At 57.1% G+C, this 17,459-nt stretch carries 15 protein-coding genes and 1 pseudogene; 7 read left to right on the forward strand and 9 right to left on the reverse strand.

The genetic code is table 11. The features are described from left to right. Nucleotides 1-268: 268 nt before the first annotated feature. The 5 genes and pseudogenes from RAHAQ2_RS22935 to RAHAQ2_RS26275 all read left to right on the forward strand — a co-directional run. Nucleotides 269-1,423, forward strand: coding sequence for a mandelate racemase family protein (locus tag RAHAQ2_RS22935; RefSeq protein ID WP_014341769.1), 1,155 nt, complete (start codon nucleotides 269-271; stop codon nucleotides 1,421-1,423). A 51-nt stretch (nucleotides 1,424-1,474) separates the two neighbouring features. Continuing rightward, on the forward strand, nucleotides 1,475-3,118 hold the full coding sequence (locus RAHAQ2_RS22940; RefSeq protein WP_014341770.1) for an ABC transporter substrate-binding protein: 1,644 nt from the start codon (nucleotides 1,475-1,477) through the stop codon (nucleotides 3,116-3,118). A gap of 41 nt (nucleotides 3,119-3,159) precedes the next feature. Beyond that, complete coding sequence (locus RAHAQ2_RS22945; protein WP_049796167.1) at nucleotides 3,160-4,176, forward strand: ABC transporter permease; 1,017 nt, start codon at nucleotides 3,160-3,162, stop codon at nucleotides 4,174-4,176. Further along, nucleotides 4,173-5,078 carry an ABC transporter permease gene (locus RAHAQ2_RS22950; protein ID WP_014341772.1) on the forward strand — a complete coding sequence of 302 codons (906 nt, stop codon included), beginning with the start codon at nucleotides 4,173-4,175 and terminating at the stop codon, nucleotides 5,076-5,078. The genes RAHAQ2_RS22945 and RAHAQ2_RS22950 overlap by 4 nt, the downstream gene beginning before the upstream one ends. Further along, a pseudogene (locus tag RAHAQ2_RS26275) lies at nucleotides 5,071-5,613 on the forward strand (ATP-binding cassette domain-containing protein); the annotation flags it as partial. The gene RAHAQ2_RS22950 and the pseudogene RAHAQ2_RS26275, both read left to right, overlap by 8 nt. A gap of 33 nt (nucleotides 5,614-5,646) precedes the next feature. Here RAHAQ2_RS26275 and RAHAQ2_RS26280 read toward each other — a convergent pair. Next, on the reverse strand, nucleotides 5,647-6,015 hold the full coding sequence (locus RAHAQ2_RS26280; RefSeq protein WP_377442410.1) for a hypothetical protein: 369 nt from the start codon (nucleotides 6,013-6,015) through the stop codon (nucleotides 5,647-5,649). Between RAHAQ2_RS26280 and RAHAQ2_RS22960 the strand changes: the two genes are divergently transcribed. Continuing rightward, nucleotides 5,941-6,711, forward strand: coding sequence for an ABC transporter ATP-binding protein (locus RAHAQ2_RS22960; RefSeq protein ID WP_037041085.1), 771 nt, complete (start codon nucleotides 5,941-5,943; stop codon nucleotides 6,709-6,711). The genes RAHAQ2_RS26280 and RAHAQ2_RS22960 overlap by 75 nt on opposite strands. Nucleotides 6,712-7,154: 443 nt before the next feature. Further along, nucleotides 7,155-7,406 carry a hypothetical protein gene (locus RAHAQ2_RS22965; RefSeq protein ID WP_014341775.1) on the forward strand — a complete coding sequence of 84 codons (252 nt, stop codon included), beginning with the start codon at nucleotides 7,155-7,157 and terminating at the stop codon, nucleotides 7,404-7,406. Between the two features lie 105 nt (nucleotides 7,407-7,511). Here RAHAQ2_RS22965 and tssG read toward each other — a convergent pair whose 3' ends face one another. The 8 genes from tssG to RAHAQ2_RS23005 all read right to left on the reverse strand — a co-directional run bounded on the left by tssG (nucleotide 7,512) and on the right by RAHAQ2_RS23005 (nucleotide 17,447). Then, nucleotides 7,512-8,603, reverse strand: coding sequence for a type VI secretion system baseplate subunit TssG (gene tssG / locus RAHAQ2_RS22970; protein ID WP_014341777.1), 1,092 nt, complete (start codon nucleotides 8,601-8,603; stop codon nucleotides 7,512-7,514). Next, on the reverse strand, nucleotides 8,567-10,342 hold the full coding sequence (tssF, locus tag RAHAQ2_RS22975) for a type VI secretion system baseplate subunit TssF (protein ID WP_014341778.1): 1,776 nt from the start codon (nucleotides 10,340-10,342) through the stop codon (nucleotides 8,567-8,569). The genes tssG and tssF overlap by 37 nt, the downstream gene beginning before the upstream one ends. Continuing rightward, a complete protein-coding gene (gene tssJ / locus RAHAQ2_RS22980) occupies nucleotides 10,342-10,875 on the reverse strand; it encodes a type VI secretion system lipoprotein TssJ (RefSeq protein ID WP_014341779.1) in 534 nt (177 codons plus the stop codon). Before tssJ ends, tssF begins: the two co-directional genes overlap by 1 nt. After that, a complete protein-coding gene (locus tag RAHAQ2_RS22985) occupies nucleotides 10,862-14,230 on the reverse strand; it encodes an ImcF-related family protein (RefSeq protein ID WP_014341780.1) in 3,369 nt (1,122 codons plus the stop codon). The genes tssJ and RAHAQ2_RS22985 overlap by 14 nt, the downstream gene beginning before the upstream one ends. Beyond that, nucleotides 14,223-15,638 (reverse strand): hypothetical protein, encoded by a 1,416-nt coding sequence (locus RAHAQ2_RS22990; RefSeq protein ID WP_238532104.1) that lies wholly within the window; start codon nucleotides 15,636-15,638, stop codon nucleotides 14,223-14,225. The genes RAHAQ2_RS22985 and RAHAQ2_RS22990 overlap by 8 nt, the downstream gene beginning before the upstream one ends. After that, entirely contained in the window at nucleotides 15,635-15,889 is a 255-nt protein-coding gene (locus RAHAQ2_RS22995; protein WP_014341782.1) for a PAAR domain-containing protein, read from the reverse strand. The genes RAHAQ2_RS22990 and RAHAQ2_RS22995 overlap by 4 nt, the downstream gene beginning before the upstream one ends. Before the next feature lie 68 nt (nucleotides 15,890-15,957). Next, nucleotides 15,958-16,704: a T6SS immunity protein Tli3 family protein gene (locus RAHAQ2_RS23000; protein ID WP_014341783.1), complete on the reverse strand. Its 747-nt coding sequence runs from the start codon at nucleotides 16,702-16,704 to the stop codon at nucleotides 15,958-15,960. Further along, nucleotides 16,701-17,447 carry a T6SS immunity protein Tli3 family protein gene (locus RAHAQ2_RS23005; RefSeq protein ID WP_014341784.1) on the reverse strand — a complete coding sequence of 249 codons (747 nt, stop codon included), beginning with the start codon at nucleotides 17,445-17,447 and terminating at the stop codon, nucleotides 16,701-16,703. Before RAHAQ2_RS23005 ends, RAHAQ2_RS23000 begins: the two co-directional genes overlap by 4 nt. Nucleotides 17,448-17,459: the final 12 nt, after the last annotated feature.

The raw sequence follows: 17,459 nt of genomic DNA on the forward strand, positions 1-17,459 counted from the left end.
TCTATTTCCCGTACAGATCACACTTCTTCTTACTTTCGTGAAAATGCTCACATTCTCCCGTGCAGATGCCCAAAGTTACCCGCAAATTTTCGGCTTTTAGCCGTGGAAATGCGTCACCAAACTGGCTAACTTCAATTATGAAACGCTATTTTATTATTGTTGGATTGCAGTTTTAAAGAAGTGTGAGTGCGCTCACATGGCTGAATGAACGTGCAATAACGGAGCGCTCGGAAGAGCGTCAACTCTCTCAGTAATGGCAGGTATCGCTGTGAAAATAAGTTCTGTTGAAGTCTCTGTTTTTACTTATCCGACCCGTCGCGTTTCTGACAGCGCGGGTCATTCTCATCCGGGTGAAGAAAGTCAGGCGAAAATGGCCATGTTAACCCTCACCACTGACGAAGGGGATTGCGGATATTCGTTCGCGCCGCCGGAAGTGGTGCGTCCGCATGTGGTGAATGCCTTTTTCAGAAAAGTGTTGATTGGGCAGAACCCGTTCGACCGCGAACGTCTCTGGCAGGATCTGGTGCACTGGCAGCGCGGCAGTGCACATCAGTTGACCGAGCGGGCGCTGTCGTTTGTCGAACAGGCGCTGTGGGATCTGATTGGCCGCAAACTGAATATGCCGGTGCACAAACTGCTGGGCGGATTCCGCGAAAAAGTCCCGGCGTACGGCAGTACCATGTGTGGCGATGAACTGAAGGGCGGGCTGTCGACCCCGGACGAATTCGGCCAGTTTGCCGAAAAACTGGTGGCGCGCGGTTATCAGGCCATCAAACTGCATACCTGGATGCCGCCGGTGGCGTTTGCGCCGGACCCGAAAATGGACATTAAAGCCTGCGCCGCCGTGCGTGAGGCGGTCGGGCCGGATATCGAACTGATGCTCGACGGCTATCACTGGTACAGCCGCAGTCAGGCGCTGACCATCGGTAAGGCGCTGGAAAAACTCAATTTCGCGTGGTTCGAAGAACCGATGGAAGAGGAGAGCATGGCGTCCTACGCGTGGCTGGCAGAAAATCTGTCTATCGACGTGATCGGGCCGGAAAGTCTGGGTGGCAAGCATCACAGCCGTGCGGACTGGGTGAAAGCCGGTGCCTGCGACATCTTACGCGCTGGTGCCAACGGCGTCGGCGGCATCTCGCCATGTATGAAAGTCGCCAGTCTGGCGGAAGCCTTCGGTATGGATTGTGAAGTGCACGGCAACGGCGCGGCCAGCCTGGCGGTGGTCGGTGCCATCCGCAATTGTCGCTGGTACGAACGCGGTCTGCTGCACCCGTTCCTGGAGTACGACGAACCGGCAGCGTATCTGAACAGCATTGTTGATCCGATGGATGAACAGGGCTTTGTGCATCTTTCTGATCGCCCCGGCCTCGGGGAGGACATTAATTTTGATTACATAGAAACCCATACCGTCAGCCGCGACTGACCTGCGGGCAGAAAAAATAATAAACCTCTGACTCTACCCGGAAGGTACATCATGAACTCTGGCAAACCGTGGGGCGCATGGCTTTTCGCGCTCCTGCTGATGACGGCTGGCTGGACGGCGCAGGCAAAAACGCCGCCCGACCAGCTGATTATCGGCATGAACATGAATAACCTGTTAACGCTCGATCCGGCCGCGATGACCGGCAATGATATTGTCGGCATCGTGGTCAATCTTTACGACCCGCTGATTGAGCTTGATCCGCAACAACTGACCAACGTGCGCCCCGCACTGGCAACCTCGTGGGAGGTCAACGACGCCCGCAACCTCATCACCTTTCATTTGCGTGAAGGCGTGAAATTCCATTCCGGCAATCCGGTGACTGCTGAGGATGTGGTGTGGTCGATGCGTCGCATTTTGCATCTCAATCTGGCACAGGCCTCGGTGTGGAAATCCTACGGCTTCAGTAAAAAGAATGTCGATGAGATGGTGCGTGCCCCCGATCCTTATACCGTTGAAATTCAGCTACCTAAACCGAATGACCCGAAACTGGTGATCTACTCGCTGGCCGCGCTCGGCAGCGTGGTGGCGCTGGACAGCAAAATCGTGCAGGCGCATGAAGTGAACGGCGACTGGGGCAACCGCTGGCTGACCACTAACGAAGCCGGTTCCGGCCCGTTCCGCCTCGATAACTGGCAGGCAAAAGATGTGCTGAACATGAGCCGTAATCCGCAGTACTGGCGCGGCGAGCCGAAACTTTCCCGCGTGGTATTCCGTCATTTTCAGGAATCCCAGACCCTGCGTCTGATGATTGAAAAAGGCGACCTGGATATTGCCAATAACATGGCGGTGTCGGACGTGAAAGCGCTGAGTCACGACCCGGCCATGCAGGTCGATCAGGTGAAAAAAGGCACTATTTATTACGTGGCGATGAGCATGAAAGAGCCGCATTTCGCTAACCCGAAAGTGCGCGAAGCGGTGCGCTATCTGATTGATTATCAGGGTATCGGCAAGGCGCTGATGAACGGTTATGGCATTGCGCATCAGCGTCCCATTCAGGTCGGCATGCCTGCCACGCTGCCGGATCCGGGCTATAAGCTGGATATTCCGCGCGCCAAAACCTTGCTGGCGGAAGCCGGTTATCCTGACGGTTTTGACACGACGCTGCGGGTACTGGCCGATCAGCCATTCCTCAATATCGCGATTGCGGTGCAGTCCACGCTGATGCAGGCGGGGATCCGCGCCAAAATCGTTACCGGGACCGGCAACCAGATTTACGGCGCGATGCGTGAACGCAAGTTTGACATGCTGGTCGGGCGCGGCGGCAGCGGCGTGGAACCGCATCCGCATTCCAGCCTGCGCGCGCTGGTCTACAACCCGGACAACAATGACGCCGCGCGGCTGACCAATTTTCAGGGCTGGCGCACCGGTTTCTATGACAAACAGCTGAATGCGGATATCGATCAGGCGCTGCTTGAACGTGACCCGGAGAAACAGAAACAGGATTACTTCGCCATTCAGGAACGTTACGACGCGCTGATCCCGGCGCTGGTGCCGCTCTCGCAAATGGTCGATTCCATTGTGGTGCGCAGGGATGTCAAAAATTACCTGCCACATCCTTCCGCGACCACGTTCCTGCGCGATGTCTGGAAAGACGAACCTGCCGACGTGCAGCCAACCGGAGGTAAAGGGTTATGACCATGCAAATCCCGGCTCCTGCTTCAAAGCAAACGGCGCGGATGTCTTTCCCGGCCGGACGCATCGGCAAGCGGCTGGTGCAGGTGGCGGTCACGCTGTTCGGCCTGCTGCTGCTGACGTTTTTTATTGGCCGCGTGATGCCGGTCGATCCGGTGCTGGCGATTGTCGGACCGGATGCCGACCACAGCACGTATGAGCAGGTTTACCATCAGCTCGGCTTTGATAAACCGTTATGGACGCAGTTCGGCATTTACCTTTCCGGGCTGGCGCACGGTGATTTAGGCAATGCGCTGCTGACCGGCAAACCGGTGACGCAGGACATTCTGCGCGTCTTCCCGGCCACCATGGAACTGGCGACACTGGCGATCATTCTCGGCGCGGGCGTCGGTATTCCGCTCGGCGTGCTGGCGGCGGCAAAACGCAACAGCCTCGCGGATTATGGGGTGCGCATCATCAGTCTGGCCGGGTATTCCACCCCGATATTCTGGGTCGGCATGATGGGTTTACTGGTGTTTTACGCCTGGCTTGGCTGGGTCGGCGGTGCCGGTCGGGTGGATTTCAGTCTCGACGGGCAGGTCACGCGCCACAGCGGATTTATGCTGATTGACGCGCTGATCGCCGGAAACGGGGAAGTGTTCCGCAACGCGCTCAATCACCTGATCCTGCCTGCGTCATTGCTCGGCTTTCACTCGCTGGCCTACATCAGCCGTATGACCCGCAGCTTTATGCTGGCGCAGCTTTCGCAGGAATTCATCATCACTGCCCGCGTCAAAGGGCTGAGCGAATGGCAGGTGCTGTGGAATCACGCGTTCCGCAACATTCTGGTCCAGTTGCTGACTGTGGTGGCGCTGGCGTATGGCTCGCTGCTGGAAGGCGCGGTGCTGATCGAAACCGTGTTTTCCTGGCCGGGCTTCGGTTCGTATCTCACCAGCAGCCTGATGCTGGGCGACATGAACGCGGTGATGGGCTGTGTGCTGGTGGTCGGCATGATTTTCGTGGTGCTGAATTTGCTCTCTGACCTGCTGTATCAGGTCTTTGATCCGAGGACAAAAGTATGACGATTTCTCTCGATTCCGTTCCGCTCAGCGCGGGCGATGAAAAACGTCAGCGCGTGAAAAGGGCGGTTGGCCGTGTCGGTCATTTTCTGTGGCAGATGGCGTGTAATCCGCTGACCGCCATCGGTGGCGCGATTGTTCTGGTGCTGATGATTGTGGCGGTTTTTGCGCCGTGGATCGCACCCTTTCATCCGCTGGTGCAGGATTTAAACAACGCGCTCAGCCCGCCGTCGGCGGCGCACTGGTTCGGCACTGACGAATTTGGCCGCGATATCTTCAGCCGTCTGGTGTATGGCTCGCGCATCACGCTGTACATCGTGCTGCTGGTGTCGGTCACCGTCGGGCCTCTCGGGTTATTGCTCGGCGTGACAGCCGGATATTTCGGTGGCAAAACCGACATGGTGCTGATGCGCGTCACTGACATCTTTATCTCCTTCCCGAGCCTGGTGCTGGCGCTGGCATTTGTCGCGGCACTCGGGCCGGGTCTGGAACATGTGGTGATCGCCATTACGCTCACCGCCTGGCCGCCCATTGCGCGTCTGGCGCGTGCCGAAACGCTCTCGCTGCGACAGGCTGACTTTATCTCGGCGGTGCGGTTACAGGGTGCGAGTCCGGTACGGGTGTTGTGGCGTCACATTGTGCCGCTGTGTCTGCCGTCGGTGATCATCCGCATCACCATGAATATGGCGGGGATTATCCTGACTGCCGCCGGTCTGGGCTTCCTCGGGCTTGGCGCTCAGCCGCCGGATCCGGAGTGGGGCGCAATGATTTCCAGCGGCCGCACCTACATGATGGAGTGCTGGTGGGTGGCGACCATTCCCGGTCTGGCGATCCTGATTAACAGCCTGGCGTTCAACTTTTTAGGAGATGGCCTTCGTGACATTCTCGATCCCCGAAATGACTGACGCTCCGGCGTTACTCGACGTGCAGGACCTGCACGTCAGCTTTGTGAATGGCCGTCAGGTTACGCAGGCGGTTCGCGGCGTGTCCTTCCAGCTCGGCCGCGAAAAACTGGCGATTGTCGGCGAATCCGGGTCGGGTAAATCCACCGTCGGCCGCGCGCTGTTGCATCTGCATCCGTCGAAAGCGCGTATCACCGCCAGCAAAATGCAGTTCGCCGATGTGGATTTGCTGCACGCCAGCCCGGCGCAGATGCGACAGGTGCGCGGTAAGCGGATTTCAATGATTATGCAGGATCCAAAATACTCGCTGAATCCGGTGCTGTGCGTCGGCGACCAGATTGCCGAGGCGTGGCGTTCGCACCACAAATGTTCCTATAACGATGCCAAAAGCAAAGTGCTGAACATGCTCGACGTGGTGCGTATCCGCGACCCGGAACGCGTGTACGGCTTGTATCCGCACGAGATTTCCGGCGGGCAGGGGCAGCGCATCATGATCGCAATGATGCTGATCACCGACCCGGAAATGGTGATCGCCGATGAGCCGACCTCGGCGCTTGATGTCTCTGTGCGTTTACAGGTGCTGGCGCTGCTCGACGACCTGGTGAAAACCCGGGGACTGGGGCTGATATTTATCAGTCACGATATCAATCTGGTGCGCAGTTTCTGCGACCGTGTGCTGGTGATGTACGCCGGACGCATTGTGGAATCCATTGCCGCCACCGATCTGGATAACGCGCAGCATCCGTACACCCGGGGTCTGCTGAACGCGCTGCCGGACATGGATAACCGCCGTTATCCGTTGCCGGTAATGCAGCGTCAGGCCAGCTGGCTGACTGATTAAGGAGCCAACATGACAGCTAAAACCATGATTGACGTGCGTAACCTGAACCTGACTTTTGGCGAAGGAGCAAAAAACACGCAGGTGCTGACCGATGTGAATATCGCCGTGCGTGAAGGCGAGATTTTCGGGCTGGTGGGCGAATCCGGTTCGGGCAAAACCACGGTGCTGAAATGTCTGGCGGGACTGTTTACCCACTGGCAGGGCGAGCTGGAAATCGACGGCCAGCAGCTTGAACACCGCATTGGCCGGGAGCGTTGCAGACTGGTGCAGATGGTGTTTCAGGATCCGTATGGTTCACTTCATCCGCGTCATACCATCGGCGACATTCTGGAAGAGCCGCTGCAAATCCACCGTATCGATCAGCGGGAACAGCGGATCAACACCATTCTGGAAAAAGTCGGTCTGAACCGCGCTTTCCGCAGCCGTTACCCGCATCAGCTTTCCGGCGGTCAGCGTCAGCGTGTGGCGATTGCACGGGCGCTGATCCTTAAACCGCGTGTTTTGCTGCTCGACGAACCGACTTCTGCGCTGGATGTTTCCGTGCAGGCGGAAATTCTCAATCTGCTGTTCGATCTTCAAAAAGAGGAAGGGCTGACGTATCTGATGGTGACGCATGATCTGGGCGTTATCGCCCATCTCTGCCAGCGCGTCGCGGTGATGAAGTACGGCAAAATCCTCGAAACGCTGGACACCGACGCCCTGCTGCGCGGCGATATCCATGATGATTACACCCGCACGCTGGTGGATGCCAGCCGTGATTACAGCCGCGAAATGGCGGCGAAAGTGATGTTATAAGGTGAGGTGAGGATAAAGGTCGCTGTAACGCCAATGGTGCAGCGGCCTTTTTACTTCTTATCCCGGATCCTGCCCAACGTAATTCCCGGCCATAAACGGCGCGTCAGTTTCACGGTGCAGGAGTTGCGCCACTCACATCAGCAAAATTTGTTTCAAGATGTAATTTATCCGCGTAAATGAGAAATTCACATTAGCAAAGAGGGGGCAAAAATTATTAAGAATGGTCTTAATCATCGGGTATTCATTCTTTTTAAAGTAAAATGAATTCAATGTAATGAAAGGAACTTCTGTACTAAGATAATGCTTAATGTATCTGAAAATAAAAATGTGTCTTTGAGTTTTGCTTTAGAAAGGGATGGGTTGATATAAAAATCATAATTATCATCATGGTACGTTTGCCAGATGCCTGCTATCTTAGTTAAAAAAACTGTTGGGGCGAAGGCATGAAGCTGCTGAATAATATATATGAATACCGTGACTGGATGATTAAAGACTATCTGCATCTTGATGATACATTCCCCTCGGTTTTCGAACCTGACGAGATTGAAATAGATATTTTGCGGCAGGCACCAAAAGAATTTCCGTGCCTTGTGCAACTTGTAGAAGATGAGTCCGGTAATTATCCACAGTTTTTTCAATTTATATACCGATCGCAGGTAGAAGAATGGGCCCGGCTATTCGGTATTGTTCGTTAGAGAAGATCTTTATTTCAACGGGCTACCTGCGGCGGTGTTTTAATGCTTAACGTTACCGGCCAGTTAAACAGCGAACCATTCACTTTTCGCAAAGCGATTAAACCATTAACATCTTCTTTCATTCCGGATCCTGCCCAGTTTCATCGTCACCTCTTTCGGCATTTTATCCAGATTATCTTCCCGCAACCCCATCACCACGTTGTAGCCCGCCATTAGCCTGGGATCGCCCAGGCGCGGCAGCGGTGCGAGCTTCATCGGAATCGTCAGCGTCAGGCTGGCATCGTAATCACACCCCAGATAGACGCGCAGCAGGGTAAACACGTCTTCACGCAACTGACCGCCGGGCAGCCAGCCTTTGGCCTCTGCCGCGTCTTCGGTAAACATTTCTACACCGATGCAGTAGTTAGCATCCTCCGTATGACTGCCAAGAACCAGATGATCGCTCAACCTTTGTTGTTCTGAAAAAGAGAATCTCGCTCGTTTGCCGGCGGCCATTCGCGTGACCTTATGCGGTTTTACGGTGACCTGCGTGTTGGGCGCCTGTGAGCGGATCACACTGACAATCCCCTCCGCCGTGCGGGTGGTTCTGACCAGCGGCTGCAGTAACGCCAGCAATCGCGAGGCGGGTACGTCGCCACTGCCGGTGATACCGGTCAGGGCCATCAGGCTGCGCGACGTTTTGTCGGTACCGCCGTCCTCAAAGGTGGCGGGATAATTGTACTTTCGCCAGATGCGGTAAAACTGCGTCATCATCCGGTGGTTGAAGATGTCTAAAAAGGCTTCCAGCGCCTCGTGACCTTCGCGTCGCTGAGCAATATCATCGATGTAACCGGTCGGCAGCGGCGAGTCCACGCCGTATAATCCCATGAAGGTGGCGCGCACCGTCGGCGGTGTATCAGGGCATTCTTCGCGCGTTTCGACGGCTTTAAGTTCGCTGACCGGAAAACCCATCCCCGGATGCGGACGAAAGCGCACCGCATCGTTTTTCGGCGAGAAGGTGCTGCCGATCGGTTTGTTATCCGAGAGTTGTTTCTCCAGCAGCTGGCAGAAACGGTAGAAGTTAAACGCGTACGCCCGGTCGTTACCGTCCTTGTCCCGCCAGAATTCCTTCAGGACGTTCTCTTTCTTTTTTGCATCGTCATCAAAATCATCTGGCATCATCAGAACAACACCCGCGTCAGGCGGCGTTCCGGCCATGCCCATTGTGTCCCGGACTGGCTGAGTGTCACCGTCAGCTGAATGAACCGGCGGATATCGGCGTACTGGGTGTAGAACTGCTCCAGAACCTCGCAAAACAGCAGGGCGTCACCCAGACCACAGAACTGATGTTCATCCAGGGTTACGCGGATGGCCACGCCGTGCCAGCCTTCAGCGGGGTAGTGCGACGGTGCGTATTCAACATGCGTGATGCCTGCAATGCGGCGCGCGTTTTCCGGGTCATGCGTCCAGTCCAGCAGGCTGAGCGCGTGACGCAGCGTGCCGATCTCCATCAGACCGGCGATGGCCTGCGGATGCAGCAGCGATAACACCTGCCACTGATAAAGTTCAGCGGCAGGCGGGTAATACGGCATCGAGGGACGCTTGCGGGTCGCACACTTCAGCTCAAGATTACCCAGCGCAGTTTCGCCGTCGAAGACGCTCTCCTGCAACGCCATGCGCGGCCAGGCACCGTTGGTGCAGGTCATGTTCAGGCGCATTTTCAGGCCGTTCTGCGCCTCGTGGGTGCGTCCCCCGAGCATTAAAATGGTCTCGTTCAGCCCGGACGTTCCCCGGTACATGCGGGTGTGGTAATAACGGTCAGGCCAGTTTTTTGCATACTGGAGCATGCCGCCTTTCTCACGGAACTGGCTGTAGGGCACGTAGCTGAACTCAGTGTTGTCCTCGGTCACTTCCGCGACATCATTAACCGCATAGATTTCAGTGCGGCCGTCGCTGAGCCGGTGCGGACGCAGGCGGTAATCGCTGACCGCGGCGGTCACGGACAGCGGCTGGGCCAGCAGGCGGAACAGGTTGATCACCGGCACGCAGTGCATGCGGATGGCATCCGGCGGCACGGCCAGATCGTATGGCCAGCGCTCGCTGAGCGTCACCTCGATATCAAAGGCGGTGGTGTCGGCCGGGAAGGTCAGGGTCTCCAGCCCGCGCAGCTGCATAAAGAAATAGCGTTCGGGGGAAGTGAAATACTCCAGCCACGGGCGCACCTCGCCGCAGAGTGCCGGGCTGTCGCTTTCCGGCCAGATTGAGGCGTCGTTTTCTGCCTGCCAGCGCGGCACAAACTGCACGTCCACCGGCGTCAGCACTGTCGATTCCTGCCAGAACCGCACGTTTACCCGCTTTATCTGACGGCTGAGAGCCAGATACAGCGCAGACTGCAGCACGCGGTCGCCGTTGAGATACAGGCTGATGTTCTGCCAGTCGGCGCGGCGGATTTCAGTGAGGGCGGGCAGGGTAAAGCGCAGTTTCAGCGCCTGCTGGCCTTCCTGCAGGGTGAATAACGAGACGTTATCGAGGGCAAACGGATGCACCTTCAGGTCGCGGGTCGTGCGGTAGGCACAGCGCTGGTTGTCATTGCCCGGCGGCCGGGTTAACAGTTCGCTTTCTGCCGGTAATATTTCCTCGCGGATGTGCAGCGCAGGCGCCGCCGGTGTCAGTTCGACAATCGCGGTGGAAGGCAGGGTGCGGTTGATCACCGGCAGCAGGTGCGAGAGCAGCGGCTCGGTCAGCTCGGGAATATCGTCATCTATCTTCTGACGCAGCTTGGCCATCATCAGCGAAAAGCCCTGAAACAGCCGTTCGACGGAGTCATCGCGCGGTACCGGACTGCCATCTAATCCCAGTGCACGCCCCAGTTCCGGGAATTCTTTCGCAAACTCCAGCCCGGCTTCCTTCAGGTAGCGCATTTCGCCGTCAAAATATTTTAAGAAATCGTCTTCCATTACTGACTTTTCCTCAGTTGCAGCCGGTTGTCATTGAGCTCAACGATCTGGTCTTTACTGTCATCGAGGTCGCTGCGTTCGAGAACCAGCCGCCAGGTGTTGTTTGTGACATCCGGTGCCATAAAGAGGGCCACCACGGCGACAAACTGTGCGTCGGCATGCAGCGGCACGGCCACCGTCGCCTCTGCGTCCGGCATTACCTGGACAACCTGCCGGTCGAGCAGGTCAGCGGCCAGCACGGTGTTGTCCTGCCTGAGCAGGGCGGCGTAGCTGGCCGTATCGAAGGTTTTACGGTCTTTGAGCTGATAAACGCGAACCACCGTCGGCAGCGCCTCGCCGCCTTCGTTGCTGTTGAGCGCGGCGCGGGAGGTCAGCTTCAGATGCAGGGTGTCTATTTTACGGTAGAGCACGGCATCGGCGACCGCAGAAGCGCCGTTGCCCACGCGCTGCGTCAGGCCGCAGCTGCTAATCAGTAAGGGCAGTAAAAACAGCACGGTGCCGCGTCTTACTCGCTGGAAATTATCGGGCGTCATGGTGCGTTGTGTCCTCCGCATTGTCCGTGGCCAGGCCCGGAGAGGTAAATATTTGGGCCGGCAACGTAAAGCGTCGCAGGGTCAGCAGTTCCAGCGGGCCACCGCCGCTTTGGGTGCGTAACACCACGTTCAGCGTCTCTCTGGTGGCGGTTTGCCAGCTCAGGCGATAGCGGCTGCTGTCGAGCTGTTCAACCTGCGCCTTATCGAGTAAACGCAGCCAGGCCCAGCCTCCGTCCGCCTGAAAATAGCTCTGGAAGGCGTCGGCGCTTTTCCCTGATGCCGCGACCGGTGAGTACGTCAGGGACACCTGTGGATGATCGCTGGCGGCGTCTGGCCAGCGGAACGTCTGCCAGCCCGGCAGCTGGTTAAAGTACTTCAGGGTGGCGTCGTCTATCTGCAGGTCAGTTTCTACCACGTTGCGGGTCGGGCGGATCTGCAGCTCAAAGGTCACGCCGGGTTTGCCCTGCGGGAAGACGCGGCGGCCAAGCTGGCTCAGCTGGTTAACCGCGCTGAGGAAGTCCGGGTTGATGCTCATTCCCTGGGTGTTGAGCGGGTCAGGTACCCAGCTGTCACCCTGCTTTTCCAGCACGCCGGCCAGTTGCCGGGTAATAAACTGGTCAATCAGGCCGGTATCCGGCGTCAGATAGTGAGCCAGCTGGGTGAAATCCGCGTCATTTTTGGTGTTATCGAACGGGTAGCGTCCGGTAAATTCCGCCTGCCACGGGTTCTGCACCTGAACCTGCCAGGCGCTGTTGATCCCCTGCTGTGCCGGAGTCATCACGCCGTTCCACGCCTGTTCCAGCGGCTGGACAAACGCGGCGTCGGCAAAGCTGCTCCACTCTCCGCCAAGGCTGGCCGCCAGAAGCTGTGCGTAGTGACGCCCCTGCGACAGCGTGGTGTCACCGTTGCTGAAGGCGGATCTGACCAGGTTTTGTGCCATCGCCTGCGGGTCGGAGGCATTGGCCACCTGCATCAGTTGCAGCCGCGTTTGTGACACCTGCAGCAAATAGTTGCTGACGGAAACGACGGCGGTGTTTTGCACGGTTTGCGTTTCACCTGCCGCCGGGGTTTCCGGCGGTAACACGGCCAGCAGCGGGGCGAAGGTCTCGCTCAGTACGCGGGTCGGGTCATTGCGCCCGCCGGCAAATCCGGCGTCCGGCGTGGTTTTCGACACCAGCTTTTGTGCCGATTTCAGCAGGGAATCCCCCATCGCTTCGCGGTGCTGACCGGCCGCGCCCTGATAACGCAGGGTGCGGCTCAGGGCCAGCAGCGGCGACTGACGGGCATCGGCCAGCCGGGTCAGCTGATCGAGGGAGGTGCTCAGCGAGTCGCTGGTGTTCCAGCGGATGCTGTTGAGGAAATTGAGCCAGGCGCTGGTGTAATCGGCAAAGTAGCGTTCGGTCAGGCGGTACTGCAGCGGGTCTTTGGTCAGCAGCTGTTGTTCGCCTTTATCATCCAGCACCCAGTCGGAGGTGACGTGGCGTGCCGCCGCCGCTTTATCAATCGCGTCGCTGACTTCCCCCTCCCAGGCTTCACGGGTGAACATGCCCGGCAGGGTGTCATCGGTGGAGAACAGCTGACCGCCGGCAAACTCTCCAAGCAGGCTGTCGAGCGTGACGTCGGCATAGTGCGGCGACACGCTCAGCAACACCTGCTGATACAGCGCGTTTTCGCTGTTGCTGATGCCTTTCTGGCTGCGCAGAATAGTGCGCACGTTGGCCACCAGAGTGTCATCGGCAGGCAGCTTCCACTGCGGATGGCGCGGCAGTTGCTGCAGATAAAAGGCGAGCAGTTTGTCTGAACGGGCCAGCCATTCTCCGGGAGCCACGCCGTCCGGCACCGTCCACAGAGGAGACAGCACCGGCTGCATAAAGGCCGGATCGGCGTGTTCAGGATGCATCAGCATCAGGTAAGCTTTCAGCTGCTGATAGGCCAGTTTCCCGGCCAGACGTCGTTCGGCAGAGCCCGGCGGCAGGGACACAAACGCCTGCAGCCGGTCTTTCAGCGCGTTAACCATAGGCGTTATCAGCAGAGCCTGACTTTGCCGGGTATAGGCGGGCCACAGTGCTTCGATCACCGCATCGCGCTGATCAAGACCGAAGCGGTGCAGCCACGGCGAGCCGTTTTGCTGCCACCACAGCAGGCGGTCAATGTTGTCCTGCAGGGCGACGCTGCGGGTCAGCGTGTCGGACATCGGGGCCGGCGTGCGGGCCGCCTGCAGCAGCGCCTGGCTGTCGGCGATAAGCGCGCGGTTGGCACAGGCAGATATTCCCATGCCGAGTACCCACAGCCCCGCCAGCGTCAGCGTGCCGATGGCCAGTCTGTCACCGGTGGACAGGTGGTCGCGGCGGCCCTGTTGCATCCGGCTTTGCGCGATAACGCCGTTCCAGGCGGGGGACAAATAGCAGGCGTGGGAGCGTTGCTGAACAGAAGCTGATTCAGGGGCAGCAGGCATAAAGAAGATGCCGCCGGCCAGCACGCGCTGATTCTCACCGAGCCACGGCTGAAAACGCTGCCTGAGCAACGCGCCGGTGTGGTGTTTCAAATCCCCAGACAGCTGCAGCAGCCAGGCCCAGTGTTTGTTCTCGTTCAGCTGCGCAATGCCCTGTGGAATGAGCGTGGCGGCCAACTGACTGAGCTGGTCATCAAGTGAGACCGGCGTGCCCGCCGGCCAGTGACAGCCGATACTCTGCACCGGGCGGTCGTCCTGTTCCCACTGCGGCTCACTCAGGCACACGCCAAACACCGGCGGACGCCAGCTGAGGGTGTGCCCGAGCGCGATAAACTGCCGATATACGGTGTCGCTGTTGCCCGCCGGCAGCGTCTGATTAGGCACCGGCTGCGTAGTCCACAGGTATTGCGGCTCAGCCGTCACATCAGTGACCCACAGCACGGCGTTAAAGGCGCGGCGCCCGCGCATGTCGCGCAGCTGCGTCACGGCGGCTAAATCCAGCGCATCGGCCTCGCCACACCAGATTAGGACGGCGTTCTGGCTTTCCTGCCAGCGCGCCTGCGTCAGGCCGGGGGCGATTTTTTCCACCACCGCTGCCTCACCGGTGACCAAAAGCCACGGCTGTTTGTGTTTCCAGTGCCAGTCATAGCGGTGACGCAGGGTGAAACGCAGGGTATCAAACGCCGTGATGCGCGCATCGTCCTGTGTCTCGGGCGGGCGGTTAAAATCGAGCAATTCCAGGGCGAAGGCGTAGCGGGCCAGCAGAAAATAGCTCAGCAGGATGACGCCGGTTGCCCACCAGGCTACGCCGTGGGTGAGGGTTTCCCCGTCCACGCTCAGCCACAGGACGCTCAGGGCCAGGGCGAGCATCACCACCAGCATCAGGTGAAGGCTTTTAGTCATGACGTTGTTGTTCCAGCAGGTGCCATTCCACATCGAGCCGCTTACGCCATAAGCGCAGTGCCAGAGGGACAGAGAAACTCAGTAGGGCCGCGACAACCACCAGTCCGCCGCCCAGCCAGGGCAGCATGCCACTCTGCGTATCACGATCGGCGGGGAGTAATATCAGGGCCAGCATCACGGCCACAATTCCCGCGAGATAGGCCAGCGGATAGCGTGAAATCGTATCGACAGGCATGTCCACGGGCGCAGCAGGCTGGGTGCTGAGCTGAACCAGGCTGATGGACTCCTCAGACTGTGCGGCGACCAGCTGGCCGCGCTGGCCTAAATCGCATCCCTGCGCCGCGAGGCACAGGGCAAGCCAGAAGGAGGCAGGACTCGCAGGGCCTAACAACAGGGACAGATCGTGACGCCCCTGTGCCGGCAGCATCACGTCGTGTTCATCCAGCATGGCCAGCAGGGCGCCGCGCTCGCGGCTGTGCAGCCCGGCATCCCACAGATGGCTCAGACGTTTGGCCCCGGTTTGGCTGGCGGCAAGAAATCGCGGGAAGTCCGCATCGAGGTCGTGCGACTGTGTCACCAGCGGGCGGAACAGGTATACCGGTCGGAAAGGCGGGGCTTTTATCACCGGCCCGGAAGACCTCTGGAAGAGCAGGGCGGAGCTGCTGGCACTGGCCTGGCTTTTGCCGTCAAGCAAATGCAGGGCAATCACCAGACGCGGAACGGAAATGTCTTCATCACACCAGCTGTCCAGCAAGGCGGCGTCCTGGGCAATGCTCTGCCAGTGGATGTTCTCAGTGGGCAAGCGTTTTTTTAATTTGGCAGACCAGTACTGTTCGACCGCGTTTGTGGCCTGTTCTTCCGGCGTGTTTGCATACAACCATATTTCGATAGAGGACTGCGCACGCAACGTCTCGGACAGTGGTTCGAGCGTCTGGGAGAGAATATCTTTCAATGGGGATTCCCCCAGTTGCAAAGGTTGCACGGGGATGATTTCTGCCGGTTTCGCGGGGGCCTGCGGCGGCTGACCTTCCAGACCCAGTTCCCGGCTGGCGATATCCGTTTCCGGCGTCAGGCAGTGAAATGCCACCAGCCGCAGAGACCGGCGTCCCCAGTGCTGCCAGTGGGCATATTTGCGGTCAATAAACAGATGTCGCCAGTCAGTCTCACGCCGGACCTGTAAAGCCGCACTGAGCACAAAGGCCATCACTGCGCTGGAAACCAACACCGGCAACAGTAACAGCCAGAACCAAAACCGCAGGTTGGTAAATCCACGCTGAACCGGCCAGGTGAAAAACAGCGCGATGGCTGCCAGTGCAATACAGGCTGCCGGTACCGCTAACCACCACCACCAGCCAGGAAGTTTGGGTAAGGCGTTGCGGGCCATCTGCGGAAGATGCCAGTTCATCATTGTGCTCCGGCGTTCGGCAGGGTTGTTTTGAGAGTGCAACCACACTGCGCAACGCAGCCGTCCACAATCACGGCTTTACCATTCATTTTCCAGGTCGGATGCCCCTGATTCACTGGCACGGTGCCATGCTGAGAACAGCTGACAGTATCACCGGCTAACATCACCGGTTTACCTTCAAATAATGCCCCAGACGCTGAGCTGACGTTGCCACCGTGAGTATGGGGATCGCCTAGGCGAATGACACCTTTCATTACTTATACCTTCCCTGATAGCAGAATGTTCGCACGCTGTGAGCGAGACGCTTCGCAAACGCACTATTTTATTTTGATGTAATTCCTAAATTTGGGTCACAGCGCATATGATCCCAGCCGCTATAGTTTTTGACTGCGGGTACTTTATTGGGGATGCCCTGAAAATTGGTTTTATAAGCCAAAATTGACCATGGTTTTGGGCCTTGCACTGAATTCCATGAAAGGTAATTCTCACCCCATTTCCCTCCACCGTATCCAGGTGCAATGTGATGATCTTGTACAAGGCCACGTTTTGTCGTGATGGTATAATCAATACCGCTTCCTCCAGGCTCAAGACGTGGGTCATCAAAGGGTTTTGAACTCATGTAAATATCACCAGCTTTAGTCAGCATAAAACCCTGATCGTGGACTACTGTGAGCGATTCAATTTCCTCACGTTGCGGATGGTCGTCTTTGTATCTTACAGCCCCCCCTCCAGGTGAAAAACTTGCACCATCCCACGTACGTCCATAGTCTTTTGAAATGGCAAACCCGCCTCCTTCATATGAGGTAATTGCAATATAGCGTTCAGAAGGATGAACAAATTTCTTGGTGAAAATCCGGTACCCTGTTGAAACGTCATAAATCTGATGTTGGATACCTCGTTGAGTATCGATATACCGTAACCCTCCCTGACAGTTGAATCCTGTCAGTTCCAGATAACGATGATCATCAAACCGATAGACGACTTGCGTCGGGGGGGACTGAGGTGCGGCCTGACATGCACTGATTAAGCCCGCCATAAGGCCTATGCCAATTCTTTGAATAAGTATCATTTTGAAGCCAATCCTAAATTTGGGTCACAGCGCATATGATCCCAGCCGGTATAATTTTTGACTTCGGGCACTTTATTAGGGATACCCTGAAAATTTCTTCTATAGGTGTCTGTAGTCCAATGATTAGGGCCAGCAAAAGAGTTCCATGACGAATACTCTGTTCCCCATTTACCTCCACCATAACCTGGACGCATATGGTTGGTTTGCAACACTCCGCGTTTTGTCGTGAAGGAATAGTCAATCCCACTTCCTCCAGGCTCAAGGCGTGGGTCATCAAAGGGTTTGGAACTCATGTAAATATCACCAGCTTTTGTCAGCATAAAGCCCTGATCGTTGACTACTGTGAACGACTCAATTTCTTCACGAGTAGGATTAGAGCCTTTATATCGTATTGCTCCACCACCAGGTGAAAAACGAGCGCCATCCCACGTTTGCCCATAATCTTTTGAAATGGCAAACCCGCCTCCTTCATATGAGGTAATTGCAATATAGCGTTCGGAAGGATGAACAAATTTCTTGGTGAAAATCCGGTACCCATCTGAAACGTCATAAATCTGATGTTGGATACCTCGTTGAGTATCGATATACCGTAACCCTCCCTGACAGTTAAATCCTGTCAGTTCCAGATAACGATGATCATCAAATCGATAGACGACTTGCGTCGGGGGAGACTGAGGTGTGGCCTGACATGCTCCGATGTTAATTACCAGAATAAGCACACCCGCCATTTTTAACGTTTGCATATATCTTCCCTG

This window comes from Rahnella aquatilis CIP 78.65 = ATCC 33071, from assembly GCF_000241955.1.
Classification (GTDB): domain Bacteria; phylum Pseudomonadota; class Gammaproteobacteria; order Enterobacterales; family Enterobacteriaceae; genus Rahnella; species Rahnella aquatilis.